At 66.8% G+C, this 13315-nt stretch carries 8 protein-coding genes; 7 read left to right on the top strand and 1 reads right to left on the bottom strand.

Features of this window, described 5'->3' with window-relative positions; genetic code table 11:
- Positions 1-52: 52 nt before the first annotated feature.
- Together argB and BM357_RS14805 are read left to right on the top strand one after the other, a co-directional pair.
- Positions 53-862 carry an acetylglutamate kinase gene (gene argB / locus BM357_RS14800; RefSeq protein ID WP_074955137.1) on the top strand — a complete coding sequence of 270 codons (810 nt, stop codon included), beginning with the start codon at positions 53-55 and terminating at the stop codon, positions 860-862.
- Positions 859-2013, top strand: a complete 1155-nt coding sequence (locus tag BM357_RS14805; protein WP_074955140.1) for an aspartate aminotransferase family protein — start codon at positions 859-861, stop codon at positions 2011-2013. The genes argB and BM357_RS14805 overlap by 4 nt, the downstream gene beginning before the upstream one ends.
- Positions 2014-2283: 270 nt before the next feature.
- Here the strand turns inward: BM357_RS14805 and BM357_RS14810 are convergent, their stop codons facing one another.
- The gene (locus tag BM357_RS14810) at positions 2284-2778 is read right to left on the bottom strand and encodes an N-acetyltransferase (protein ID WP_074955142.1); all 495 of its coding nucleotides are present in this window, start codon (positions 2776-2778) and stop codon (positions 2284-2286) included.
- A 260-nt stretch (positions 2779-3038) separates the two neighbouring features.
- Here BM357_RS14810 and BM357_RS14815 point away from each other — a divergent pair, with 260 nt between their 5' ends.
- From BM357_RS14815 to BM357_RS14835, 5 genes are all read left to right on the top strand, one after another.
- Positions 3039-7628 carry a glutamate synthase-related protein gene (locus tag BM357_RS14815; RefSeq protein WP_074955144.1) on the top strand — a complete coding sequence of 1530 codons (4590 nt, stop codon included), beginning with the start codon at positions 3039-3041 and terminating at the stop codon, positions 7626-7628.
- Between the two features lie 259 nt (positions 7629-7887).
- Complete coding sequence (gene argF, locus BM357_RS14820) at positions 7888-8952, top strand: ornithine carbamoyltransferase (RefSeq protein WP_074955147.1); 1065 nt, start codon at positions 7888-7890, stop codon at positions 8950-8952.
- A 6-nt stretch (positions 8953-8958) separates the two neighbouring features.
- Positions 8959-10254, top strand: coding sequence for an argininosuccinate synthase (locus tag BM357_RS14825; protein WP_074955150.1), 1296 nt, complete (start codon positions 8959-8961; stop codon positions 10252-10254).
- The gene (argH, locus tag BM357_RS14830) at positions 10251-11639 is read left to right on the top strand and encodes an argininosuccinate lyase (RefSeq protein ID WP_074955153.1); all 1389 of its coding nucleotides are present in this window, start codon (positions 10251-10253) and stop codon (positions 11637-11639) included. The genes BM357_RS14825 and argH overlap by 4 nt, the downstream gene beginning before the upstream one ends.
- A gap of 241 nt (positions 11640-11880) precedes the next feature.
- A complete protein-coding gene (locus tag BM357_RS14835; protein ID WP_074955156.1) occupies positions 11881-13092 on the top strand; it encodes an aspartate kinase in 1212 nt (403 codons plus the stop codon).
- Positions 13093-13315 lie beyond the last annotated feature (223 nt).

Here is a 13315-nt window from a genome sequence, read left to right on the forward strand (position 1 = left end):
GCCTGGTCCCCATTGGGGACTGTATCGGCCCGCGAAGCGAGGAGGGATGCGGATGCGGGGCGTCGTGGTGATCAAGGTGGGAGGTTCCCTGCGCGGCGCAGGGGGGGATGCCCTGGTCGCGGGACTGGGGGAGCTGGCGGCGGCCGGCCGTCCCGCGGTGTTGGTGCACGGCGGCGGGCCGCGCATCACGGAGGCCCTGAAGGAACGGGGGATGGATCTGCCGTTTGTCGGCGGCCACCGTCTGACGACGCCGGAGGCGGTGGAGGTGGTGGACGAGGTCTTGTGTCGGCAGGTCAACCCCGCGTGGGTGAACGCTCTGCGGGCTGCCGGGCTGCCGGCCGTGGGCGTGACGAGCGCGGATGGGGTGGTCCGGGCCGAGCCGATGCCTGGGCTGCAGCGGACCGGGCAGGTCACCGGCATTGACCACGCCCGGCTCCGCGGTCTGATGATGCAAGGTTCCATCCCGGTCGTGGCGCCGGTGGGGCTGGACGCGGCGGGCGGGCGATACAACGTCAATGCCGACCTGGTGGCGTCGGCGGTCGGCGGCGCCCTGGCCGCCGAGCGGGTGGTGTTCTTGACCGACGTTCCGGGCATCTATGAGGACTTCTCGGCCCGCCGGTTGTTGCACGAGACGACGGCGGGGCGCTTGCTGCGCCTGCTCGAGGAAGGGCGGTTTACCGCCGGCATGATCCCCAAGGTCACGGCGGTCCTGACGGCTCTCGAGGGCGGGGTGCAGGCGGCGTTTGTGATTGACGGGCGCGATCCGCTGGCCGTCGCGTGCGCCCTGACCGCACCGGTCGAGGGCACGGCGGCACCGTTCGCGCACGGCACGATGGTGAAATTGGAGGAGGCGGTGGGATGACAGCGCGGTACGAAACAGACGCGCATGTGATGGGCAACTACGGGGAGCGGCCGTTGACGATGGTCCGCGGAGAAGGGGTGTACCTGTACGACGCCGAGGGCCGGGCGTATCTCGACTTCACGGCGGGCATTGCGGTGTGCGCCCTCGGCCACGCGCACCCGGTGGTCACTCAGGCCATCGCGGACCAGGCCAAGACGTTGATCCACTGCTCGAACCTGTACCAGAACCCCTGGCAGAACCGGTTGGCGGCACGGTTGGCGGAGTTGTCCGGGCTGGGGAAGGCGTTTTTCTGCAACTCCGGCGCGGAGGCAAACGAGGCGGCCATCAAGCTGGCGCGCCGGTTCGCCTGGCAAAACGGCGAGCCGGATCGTACGGAGCTGGTGTCGCTGCCAGGCGGCTTTCACGGGCGGACGTTTGGCGCCCTTTCCATCACGGGCAAGTCGAAGTACCACGAGGGATTCCACCCGCTGGTGCCAGGGTGCGCCACGCCGCCGGCTTGGGACGCGGTCCTCGAGGCCATCACGGAGCGCACGGCCGCCTGCTTCGTGGAGGTGGTCCAGGGCGAGGGCGGCGTCCATCCGGTACCGGTGGAGGTGCTCCAGGCGATCCAGGCCCGCTGCCGGGAGACAGGGGCGCTTCTGGTCGTGGACGAGGTGCAGACCGGCGTCGGACGCACCGGTACGTTCTTCGCCTTCGAGCAGGCGGGGCTGGAGCCGGACATCGTGACGATGGCCAAGGGATTGGCGGGGGGCGTGCCCATTGGGGCGGTGCTCGCCAGCGACCGCGTCGCTGAGGCGTTCACGCCGGGCAGCCACGGGTCCACCTTCGGGGGGAACCCGTTGGCGACGGCGACCGCTCTGGCGGTCGTCGGCGTGGTGTCGGACGCGAACTTCCTCGCGCACGTCCGCGAGGCGGGGGCATACCTGCGCCAGCGCCTGGAGGGCATCGGCACGGAGGTATCCGGGCTGGGATTGATGTACGGCATCACCGTGCCGGACGCCAAGGCGTTCGTCGCCGCGGCGGCGGAGGCCGGTGTGCTGGTCACCGCGGTCGGGGAGACGCGCGTGCGGTTCGTGCCGCCGCTGGTGGTGGATCGGGTGCACATCGACGAGATGGCGGATCGCTTGGCGGGCGTGGCTGCGCGGGTGTGAAGGAAGGCGGGCCGTGGCGGGGCTGTGGTGATGAGGGGCCGTGGCGAGGTGGGGCCATGGTGGTGATGCATCGCCGTGACAAATTGAGGACGAAAACGTTTGTAAGTGGGAGGACGGAACACGGCCCTGCCGCTGGTGTTCCGTGTCTTAGAGCGCCGTTCCGCCATATGTCATCGGCAAACGACTCAGGGCATCCGAGTCCACCGCGATTCGCCACGGCGGCACCATCCGTTGGATTCGCTCGCCACTTGCACCGGGGGCGCCATCCGTTCACAGAATGGACGCGACCGGGTCGTGCACACTCTTGAAAGATTGTGTATAATACACCATAGCAATTTCGTCGCATCGGTCGAATTTCTTGCAGTAGACGCAATCCTTCCATACCTTGTGCGGGAGGGAGTCCCGATCGACGATGTGGAAGTTCAACTTGCGAAAGAAGTCGGCTTGGTAGGTGAGTGACAGCACCTGTTCCACCCCGAGCTGTTCCGCCTCCCAGATGGCCCGCTCGACCAGTTTCCGGCCGATCCCTTGGCCCTGATACCCGGGATCGACCGCGAGGGATCGCACCTCGGCCAGGTCTTTCCACAGGATGTGCAGTCCCACGGTTCCGACGACTTTCCCGTCCTTGACGGCCACCGTGAAGCACTGGATGTGTTCATACAGCGACTTGGCACTGCGAGGCAGCATCAGTCCTTGGTCGGCGTATTGTTGAATCAGTGGCTGCATCTCATCGACGTCGTGGATGGTGGCTTTCCGTATCTCCATGCTGTTCCCTCCCGTGCCCGCGCGCAGAGCGTAGCATGCAAGAATATTTATAACACGGGATTGTATTTATATTCAACTCGTCGTATATTCTTTCTTAATCGCCGTGGTGCGACGAGAGAAATGGGAGGGTCGCAGGCCTGAAAGTGGGCCGCGGCCGGCCCGCAACCGTTGAGCCAGATGAACGGCGGTGGGGCAAATCGGATTCAGGGACAACGCCTCATCCGCCGGGACACATACCCTAAGGAAAGGAAGTGACGTAGTTGAATCTCAGTGCACTGACGACGCAGCTCCACCGCGAGCATGACGCTTGTGGGATCTTTGCCTGGATCGACAAGACGGGAGGGCACAGCCGAAAACCGGTAGAGTTCGGCATCCAGGCGCTGCGCGCCTTGCGGCACCGGGCCGGCTACGTCCACGGAGAGGGCGACGGGTGTGGGCTCTTGCTCGACATTCCGCGCAAGTTGTGGCGGCGTTGGCTGCAGGACGCGGGCCATGAACAGATGCTGGCAGACGATGAGCGGTTCTTCGTTCTGCACCTGTTCCTGCAGCGGGCGGACTGGGAAGGCCGCTGGACGCGGATTGAACAGAAACTGGCGGCGAGCGGTGTCACCGTGTTGGTGGCGCGAACGGACGCGGCCGATCGCGATGCCCTCGGACCGTCGGCGCGGCGCGAGGATCCCGTGTTTGTCCAGGTGGGCGGCCTTACGCCCGATGGCGACAACGCCCTGCTGTACCGCTTGACGGTGGCCCTTGAGGGCATCCCCGGGGTGCACGTGGTGTCGATGAGCCGCGACACCGCCGTCTACAAGGTGGTCGGAGACGGCGACACCTTGTGGGCCTACTATCCGGACCTGCGCCATCCGCTGTTCACGTCCGGGTACGTCCTGGCGCACACCCGCTATTCGACGAACACCGCCACGTCGTTCTCGCGCGTGCAGCCGTTCTCCGCGCTGGGGCACAACGGCGAGATCAACACCATCACGCGCTTTTACGCCGAGGCGCACATGATTGACATTCCGCTCGACGCCGGCTACAGCGACTCGCAGATGGTCAACGGCGTGGTGGATCACTTCACGAAGGAGCGGGGCTGGTCCCTGTTCGAGGTGGCGGAGCTCCTGTTCCCGCCCATCATCAACGAAATCAAGCAGATGCCGGCCGAGCTGGCCGACCTGTACATGTTCTACCGCGCCCTGTGGGGCCCGTTTGCGCAGGGGCCGGCCGCCATGATGCTGCGCGCGGGCCGTGAGGCGGTGTTCTGCATCGACGCGCTCGGCCTGCGGCCGATGTGGCTGCTGGAGACGGCGGACGGGTACGCGTTCAGCTCGGAGCAGGGGATTGTGCCGGTGTCCGAATGGGTCGCGGACCCGAAGCCGTTGGCACCCGGCGAGAAGATTGGCGCCGAACTAGGGCCCGACGGCGTGCGATTGTATCTGTACACGGATCTGCAGCGGGTCGTCCTGGAGCGGGCCCGGCAGCGCTACGCGTTCCGCGGCCAGAGCGAGACCCTCCGCTTCGCGGGCGCCGTGCCGGACGCGGATGCGGTGCACCCGGCGCGGGATGGGAAGCCGCGCCTCGTCCGGGCGGCGGCCTTCGGCTGGCGCGACGATGACCTCAAGATGCTCGATTTTGAAGTGCACAGTGGGGCGGAGCCCATCCGGTCGCTGGGGTACGACGGACCGTTGCCGGCGCTCGATCCGGGCGTGAAACAGTTGTCCGACTTCCTCCAGGAGACCGTCGCGGTGGTCACGAACCCGGCCATCGACCGCGAGCGCGAGATTGAACACTTCAGCACGCGCTCGCTCATCGGCAAGCGGCCGTCCTTCGAGGGCTTGTACCAGGAGGCACCGCGGGTGGAGACGCAGTCGCCGCTCTTGCTGGAGGAACTCCCGGCCGATCTCGATGTCCAGCGCGACGACGTGCGGGCCATCGCGCACCGGCACGGCACCCTGTGTTACGAGGACGCGCTGGCGGCCCTTCGGACCGATCCGTACGGAACGGTCGAGATCCTCATCCACCGCGAGCCGGGCGAGACGCTCCAGCAGGCCCTGGAGCGGTTCCGCCAGGAGGCCCTGGAGGCGGTGCAGGCGGGGGCGCATGCGCTGGTGCTCGATGATCGGCTGCAATTCGCCCGCGGCGAATGGGTCGATCCGCTGCTCGCCCTGGCGGTCGTCCACAGGGCGCTGCTGCGCCCGGCGTCCAAGCGCGGGGGCGAGCACCTGCGCCGGCGCACGAGCATCATCCTGCGCAGCGGCGGCATCCGCAACCTGCACGACATCATGACCGCCATCGGGCTCGGGGCGGACGCAGTCAACCCGTACCTGATGTGGGAGTTCGCGGCCGAGAAGGCGAGCGTCGCCGGGCTCGAGAACCTGTATGTCGCCCTGTGCAAAGGCGTGGAGAAGGTGATCTCGACCATCGGCATCCACGAGGTGCGCGGGTACGAACGGCTGTTCAGCGGCATCGGGCTGGCGCCCGAGGTGGCGGAGCTGCTGGCGGTGCCGAACTTCTGCGGCGGTGAAGGGGCCGGGTACGGGCTGGTGCAGTTGGAGGAAGAGGCCGTCAAACGGCGCCAGGTGTACGATGCGGCGGACGAGCGGCAGGTGGCCAAGAACCGGGTGTTCCAGCTTTATCCGCGCATCTGGAAGTCGGCCGGCATGGTGGCGACGGGCCACACCTCGTACGAGGAGTTCGAAGAGAAGCTGCTGTCGTTCGAGCGGGAGCATCCCATCAACATCAAGCACCTGCTGCGCCTGCGCGAGACCGTGGGCGAGGCGCAGGCCGTGGATGCCGGCGAGATCGATACCACCATCGACGGGCACGCGTACCCGCTGGTGATCTCGTCGATGTCGTTCGGTTCGCAGAGCGAGGTGGCCTACCGGGCGTACGCGGAGGCGGCGTACCGGTTGAACATCGTCGGCCTCAACGGCGAGGGCGGCGAGATCAAGGACATCCTGACCAAGTACCCGCGCAATCGCGGGCGACAGGTGGCCTCCGGCCGGTTTGGCGTCAATGCGGAGTTGTGCAACGGGGCGTATGTGCTCGAGATCAAGATCGGGCAGGGCGCGAAGCCGGGAGAGGGCGGACACCTGCCCGGATCGAAGGTGACGGTGCAGGTGGCCAACGCCCGAAACGCGTCGCCTGGGATTGACCTCATCTCGCCGTCGAACAACCACGATATCTATTCGATTGAAGATTTGGCGCAGGTGATCCACGAGCTGCGACAGATCAACCCGTACGCCAAAATCGCAGTCAAGGTGCCGGTGGTGCCGAACATCGGGACCATCGCGGTGGGCATCGTCAAGGCGGGGGCGGACATCGTCAACCTGTCGGGCTTCGATGGCGGCACCGGCGCGGCGCGCGCGCACGCCATCCGGCACGTGGGCCTGCCGGTGGAGATCGGCATCAAACTGGTGCACGAGGCGCTATGCGAGGCGGGGCTGCGCAACTCGGCGGAGATCTGGGCGGACGGCGGCATGAAGTCGGCGGTGGACGTGATGAAGGCCATCCTGCTCGGGGCCAACCGGGTCGGCTTCGGCACCATGGCGATGGTGGCCATCGGGTGCACGGCCTGCCGTGCCTGCCACAAGGACACCTGCCATGTGGGCATCGCGACGCAGATGACGAGCGTCGAGGAGGCGCGCGAGAAGGGCGTCCCGTCGTTCCATCCGCGCATCTTCGAGACCGCGGTGGAGCAGTTGTGCGCCTTCTTCGGAGCCATCGGCGAACAGGTGCGGGTGTTGACCAAGCGGCTCGGGGCCACGCGGACGCAGGACCTGGTGGGGCGCGCGGATCTGCTGGAGCAGTTCCAGGGCCATGCGCAGATGGACCTGGCGTGGCTGACGACGGTGCGCAAGGAGTTCGCGGGACTCGGGACGCGGATTGTCTACCGCGACTACGACGCGGAACAGGCGTGGGAAGAGGTGGCGGCGGCGCCCCTGGCCTACGCCGTCGGGACGGAGTCGTACGCGGTGGCGTCGGCGGCGGGCGTGACCCACGCGGGTGGCGCGGTGAGCCGGGGGCCGAGGTTGGCGGAGGCGCCGGCGGGATCGAACGGAGGGACGACGCTGCTGCACGCGCTGCGGGCGGTGCGCACCCGGGAGAGCGGTGAACACGTACGGGGCGGCCGCGGCGGCGACGGAAAGGGCATCGCCATCCACCCGGCGGTGGCGGGTAACGGATTCGCCGCCTACCACACGGTGGGAATGCACTCGGTGGCGCTCGGCGGCGCGCAGGACGGCACAGCGAAGGGCATGTACGGCGGCCGCGTGGTGGTGTTGAAACAGCGCGCGGCGGACGGCCGGTGGCGCGGAGGCTCCGTCGGCAAGGGCCTGGCCTACGGGGCGCAGCGCGGGCTCATCATCGTCCAGGGTGACGCGGACGCGCGCGCAGGCATCCGGTTGTCCGGCGCGGACCTGGTGATTGGCGGCGAGGTGCGGGAGCCACTGGAGGACAGGAAAGGCTGGATCGGCGCCCGGGCGAACATCAAGGGCTTCGCGTTCGAGTACATGACGGCGGGCCGCGCGCTGGTGCTGGGCGACCCGGGGCCGTGGATCTGCTCGGGCATGACCGGCGGCTCGGTGTATCTGCGGCACGACCCGGAGATGGGTCTGACAGAGGAGGCGCTGCGCCGGCGGATCGCCAAGGGCGCCAAGGTGGCGCTGACGGTGCTCGATGAGCAGGGCGTCTCCGACGTGACGGAGCTGTTGCTCGCGTATCACCGGGAGCTGCGGCGCAGCGGCCAAGCGGAGGCGGCGAAGCGGCTGTTGCCGCTCATCGCGCATCCGGCGGAGCACTTCCGCATGATCCGGCCAGGGAAGGACATCACGGATCAGTCGATCGCGACGGAGTGACGTGGCCTTCGGCGCCGCTCACGGCGGCCGGGCACCGCGAGCAGGGATTGTGACCGGAATCGGAGCGGGAGACGGGGCGCACCCCAGGCGGGGGCGCCCCGTCGTTGCTTGAAGAAGACGGACCCTGGCCGGACTGGCGTTCGCGAAACGCGCTGATCACGCTGAAATCGTGTATTGATAAACATACGCTATCATGTATAATAATGCATAAGAACGATTGAACATGGCGCGACAGGGGCGCCGGGGGAGGGGCGAGGCGATGAGCGTCCGCAGCATGAGGAGTTCCATCGGGCGCCGGCACGCGACGGTGGTGCCGCTGGGAGAAGGGTACCTGTCGGTGCGACTGCAGAATGCCTTGATGGCGGCCCACCAGTCGCTGTGCGGTCAGGATTTCTTGGATTTCTCCAGCTATTCCAGCGGCGAACTGCGCGCCTTGCTGAAATTGGCAGAGACCTTGAAGGAGGCGCAAAAGACCGGGTTCACGCACGACCTGCTGGTCGGCAAGACCCTCGGCATGATCTTCGAGAAGGCGTCGACGCGCACGCGCGTGTCGTTTGAGGTGGCGATGCTGCAGTTGGGCGGGCACGCCCTGTACCTGCCGAGCGGGACCACACAGATGGGGCGCGGCGAACCCATCGCGGACACCGCCCGGGTGATGTCCCGCTACGTGGACGCGGTGATGATCCGCACCTTCGGCCATGAAATTGTGCAGGAGTTCGCCGAGTATGCGACCATCCCCGTGATTAACGGGCTCACGGACGAGCATCATCCGTGCCAGGCGCTGTCCGACGCCCTGACGATCCTGGAGCACAAAGGCCGCCTCGAGGGCATCACTATCGCGTACCTCGGCGATGGCAACAACATGGCCCACTCGCTGTTGCAGTTGGCGCCCAAGCTCGGCATGAACATCCGCGTCGCGTGCCCGAGCGGGTATCTGCCGATGCGGGAGGTGGTCGAGGAGGCCATCCACTGGGGCCAGGCCAACGGCACGCAGGTGCTCGTCACAACGGACCCGCTGCGGGCCATCGAGGACGCGGACGTGGTGTACACGGACGTGTGGGCCAGCATGGGGGACGAGGCGGAGGCGGAGGAGCGCAAGCAGCGGTTCGCCGACTATCAGGTGAACGCGGAATTGGTGGCGCAGGCCGCGCCGGACTACATCTTCATGCACTGCCTGCCGGCGCACCGTGGTGAAGAGGTGACGGCGGAGATCATCGACGGGCCGCACTCGGTCGTGTTCGATCAGGCCGAGAATCGGCTGCACGTACAGAAAGCCATTCTGTCCGCGCTGATGGCGGACGCGGGCGCATTCGGGGAGGACTGACATTCCATGGCAGAGAAACTGGTGTTGGCGTATTCCGGCGGCCTCGACACATCGGTCGCCATTCAATGGCTGAAGGAGAAGTACGGGTACGACGTCGTCGCCATGTGCGTCGACGTGGGCGAGGGGCAGGACCTGGAGTTTGTGCAGAAGAAGGCCATCCAGGTGGGGGCGGTGAAGTCCTACCGGATCGACGCCGTGGCCCGCTTCGCCTACGATTTCATCCTGCCGGCGCTGCAGGCCAACGCCCTGTACGAAGGCAAGTACCCGCTCGCGTCCGCCCTGTCGCGTCCGCTCATCTCGCAGCTTTTGGTGGAGCTGGCGGCCCAGGAGGGCGCGGTGGCGGTGGCGCACGGATGCACCGGTAAGGGCAACGACCAGGTGCGGTTCGAGGTGTCGGTGAAGGCGCTCAACCCGGCGCTGAAGGTGATTGCGCCCGTGCGCGAGTGGAGCTGGACCCGGGACGAAGAGATTGCGTACGCGAAACAGCACGGCATCCCGATTCCCGTCACCCAGGACAGCCCGTACAGCGTCGACGCCAACCTGTGGGGGCGCGCCATCGAGTGCGGCGTGCTGGAGGACCCGTGGGCCGAGGCGCCGGAGGACGCGTATCTGTGGACCACGAGCCCGGAGAAGGCGCCGGATGAGCCCGCGTACGTGGAGATCGCATTCGAAGAGGGCGTGCCGGTGGCGTTGAACGGCCAGCCGATGCCGTTGCATGAACTCATCCACGCGCTCAATGCCATCGCCGGGGCACATGGGGTGGGGCGGATCGATCACGTCGAAAACCGCCTCGTCGGCATCAAATCCCGCGAACTGTACGAGTCGCCGGCTGGGGTGGTCCTGGTGCACGCGCACAAAGAGCTGGAGGCGCTCACGCTGACTCGGGAAGTGGCTCAGTTCAAGGCGGGCATTGAACTGGAGTACCACAAGCTCATCTACAACGGCCTATGGTTCTCGCCGCTCAAGGCCGCGTTGGACGCGTTCGTGAAGGAGACGCAGAAGGACGTCACCGGCGACGTGCGCGTGAAGCTGTACAAGGGGCACTTCCAGGTCGTCGGCCGCAAGTCGCCGCACTCCCTGTACCGGCACGACCTGGCGACCTATTCGAAGGGAGACGCTTTTGACCACCAGGCCGCGGTCGGATTCATCACCCTGTGGGGGCTGCCGACGACGGTGTACGCGGGCGTGCACCAGGGCGTGGGCGCGGTGGCGGCGGACGCGCATCCGGTGCACAGCCATGCCATCGAGGCGGAGGAGGCCGCGACGGGATCGGCTGCGGCGGCGGGAGCGCCGACGGCATGAAGCTGTGGGGCGGGCGCTTCACCGAGGAGACCGACAAGCTGGTCGAGCAGTACACGTCCTCCATCGCGTTCGACCAACGACTGGCTGAGGTGGACATCGAGGGGAGCATCGCCCACGCGAAGATGCTCGGGGCGACCGGCATCATCGCCCGGGAGGAGGCGGACGCGCTGGTGGCGGGGCTCGAGGCCCTGCTGGCGGACGTCCGCCGAGGCGCGGTGTCCTTTCGCGTGGAGGACGAGGACATCCACATGAATGTCGAGCGGCTGCTGCACGAACGCCTGGGGCCGGTGGCGGGAAAGCTGCACACGGCGCGAAGCCGCAACGACCAGGTGGCGCTCGACATGCACCTGTACATGCGCCGGGCGGCGGCGGAGACGCTCGCCGGCATCCGCGCGTTGCAGGAGGCGTTGGTGGAACAGGCGGATCGGCACCTCGGCGTGGTCATCCCCGGCTACACCCATCTGCAGCGGGCGCAACCCGTGCTGTTGTCGCACCACCTGCTGGCGTATTTCTGGATGCTCGAGCGGGATGCCGAGCGGATGGCGGACGTGATTCGGCGGACGGACCGGATGCCCCTCGGCGCGGGGGCGCTGGCGGGGACGACGCTGCCCATCGACCGCGAGTTCGTCATGCGCGAGCTGGGCTTCACACAACTGTACGAGAACTCCCTTGACGCGGTGTCGGACCGGGACTATCTGCTCGACTACCTGTCGGCGGCGAGCATCCTAATGATGCACCTGTCCCGGTTCTCGGAAGAGATGATTCTGTGGATGAGCGAGGAGTTCGGGTGGCTCGAGCTGGCGGACGCGTACTGCACCGGATCGAGCATGATGCCGCAGAAGAAGAACCCGGACGTTCCGGAGTTGGTGCGGGGCAAGACGGGCCGGGTGTACGGGCACCTGTTGGGCCTGCTGACTGTGATGAAGGGCCTGCCCTTGGCGTACAACAAGGACCTGCAGGAAGACAAGGAAGGGGTCTTCGACACCATCGACACGGTGCTGCCGGCCCTGACCTTGTTCACGGGCATGGTGCGGACGATGCAGATCCGGGAGCAGCGGCTGGCGACGGCGTTCGATCGCGATTTCTCCAACGCGACCGACGTGGCGGACTACCTGGTCCAGAAGGGCGTGCCGTTCCGGCAGGCGCACGAGATCGTCGGGAAATTGGTGCTGCACGCGGTGCAGACGGGCACGAATCTCGCGGGACTTCCGTTGGAAGTGTACGAGGCCGCGTCGCCGGCCTTCGGGCCGGACATCTACGACGCCATCGCCCTGCACCGGGTGGTCAACGCGCGCAACGTGCGCGGCGGCACAGGGCTGGAGGCGGTGACACGCCAGCTCGCCATCGCGCGCGAGGTGTTGGCGGAAGCAAAGGCGCAGGGTTGAGGCCAGCCGCTTCACTCGGCTTGTCCACGCTGCATGCCACAAACCTCGTCTATCTTTCACAAACAACAACTTGTCAAACCGCGGGACGAGACGATGGGACGGCGCACGCCTCCTTTCCGGTCGATCCCGGCGGGTGCGGCCCGCACGCTTTCGGTGCGGGTTTTTCGCGTTCTCTTGGCGTTGACCGACGCGGAAGTTCAAAAATATAATGAGTGGAACAGAGAGACAGGGAGCTGGAGAGATGCTGATTGTACAAAAGTACGGGGGAACCTCCGTCGGGAGCATCGAGCGGATTGAGGCTGTCGCGGATCGGATTGCGCGGACGGTGCGGGCGGGTCACCAGGTGGCCGTGGTGGTGTCGGCGATGGGCCACACCACAGACGAGTTGGTGAGGCTGGCGCACGCCATTGATCCCGACCCGGACGGCCGTGAAATGGACGCCCTGCTGTCGACGGGCGAGCAGGTCTCGGCGGCGCTGGTGGCGATGGCGCTGCAGAAGCGGGGCTTTGGCGCGCGATCGCTCACGGGCTGGCAGGCGGGCATCCACACGGAGCGGGTGCACGGCGCCGCGCGGATGCTGAATATCGAGACCAAGGTGCTGCGCGAGGCACTGGAGCAGGGCATCATTCCGGTCATCACCGGTTTCCAGGGGATTGCGGGGGATGACGTCACGACCCTGGGCCGAGGGGGATCGGACACCACCGCGGTCGCGGTGGCGGCGGTGCTGAAGGCGGACGTCTGCGAGATCTACACCGACGTCACGGGGGTCTTCACGACCGATCCGCGCGTCGTCCCGAACGCCCGCAAGCTGACCGAGGTGTCGTACGACGAGATGCTCGAGCTCGCCAACCTGGGTGCGCAGGTGCTGCATCCGCGCGCAGTCGAGAACGCGAAGCAGTTCGAGGTCAAGCTGGTGGTTCGCTCCAGCTTCACGGAGGAGGAAGGAACGTACGTGGTCGAGACCCCCGTTGGATTCGAGAAGAGGAACGTCGTCACGGGCATTGCGTTTGAGCGGGAGGTGGCGCGCATCGCGTTGGTGGGCGTGCCGCTGCAGCGCCACGGGCTGGCGTCGGTGTTTGGGACGCTGGCCGAGCGGAATGTGAATGTCGACGTCATTGTTCAGAGCGTCGTGCAACAGGCGGGCGTGGACGTGTCGTTCACCGTCAAGGAGGAGGACTCTGAGCGGGCGATGCGCATCCTGCGCGACCTGCAGGCGGACCTGGGCTACCGGGATCTGGTCCGCGAAGACGGCTTGGCGAAGGTGTCCATCGTCGGCGCGGGGATGATCAGCAACCCGGGCGTCGCGGCGCACATGTTCCAGGTGCTGGCGGACGCGGACATCCCCATCAAGATGGTGTCCACCTCAGAGATCAAGGTCTCGTGCATCATCGCGGCCGCGGAGCTGGAGCGGGCCGTCAAGGCATTGCACGAGGCGTTCATCGAGACGGAGTGAGCCGGCCGTTGAGGCGGGAGGCGGTCATCAGGTCGAGGACGTGAGGTAGCTGGCCGGCGGCGGGGCAAGATCGGCTGGCCGCTCGGGCAGTTGAAGGGATTGGATATACGAGGTATTGCGAAGGGAGGCGCGCCTATGGGCGCGCTTTTTTATGTTTGACCTTGCGATGACGGCGGATGAATCGTTGAGGAGTTCTGGTCGGTGACATCACGGCCATCCGGTG

The sequence above is a fragment of the Paenalicyclobacillus macrosporangiidus genome, from assembly GCF_900116805.1.
Taxonomy (GTDB): domain Bacteria; phylum Bacillota; class Bacilli; order Alicyclobacillales; family Alicyclobacillaceae; genus Alicyclobacillus_H; species Alicyclobacillus_H macrosporangiidus.

What these genes read in the sequence shown, in the direction of transcription:
- argB (WP_074955137.1), top strand. Translation starts at nt 53, where the DNA reads ATGCGGGGCGTCGTGGTGATCAAGGTGGGAGGTTCCCTGCGCGGCGCA.
- BM357_RS14805 (WP_074955140.1), top strand. Translation starts at nt 859, where the DNA reads ATGACAGCGCGGTACGAAACAGACGCGCATGTGATGGGCAACTACGGG.
- BM357_RS14810 (WP_074955142.1), bottom strand. Translation starts at nt 2,778, where the DNA reads ATGGAGATACGGAAAGCCACCATCCACGACGTCGATGAGATGCAGCCA.
- argF (WP_074955147.1), top strand. Translation starts at nt 7,888, where the DNA reads ATGAGCGTCCGCAGCATGAGGAGTTCCATCGGGCGCCGGCACGCGACG.
- BM357_RS14825 (WP_074955150.1), top strand. Translation starts at nt 8,959, where the DNA reads ATGGCAGAGAAACTGGTGTTGGCGTATTCCGGCGGCCTCGACACATCG.
- argH (WP_074955153.1), top strand. Translation starts at nt 10,251, where the DNA reads ATGAAGCTGTGGGGCGGGCGCTTCACCGAGGAGACCGACAAGCTGGTC.
- BM357_RS14835 (WP_074955156.1), top strand. Translation starts at nt 11,881, where the DNA reads ATGCTGATTGTACAAAAGTACGGGGGAACCTCCGTCGGGAGCATCGAG.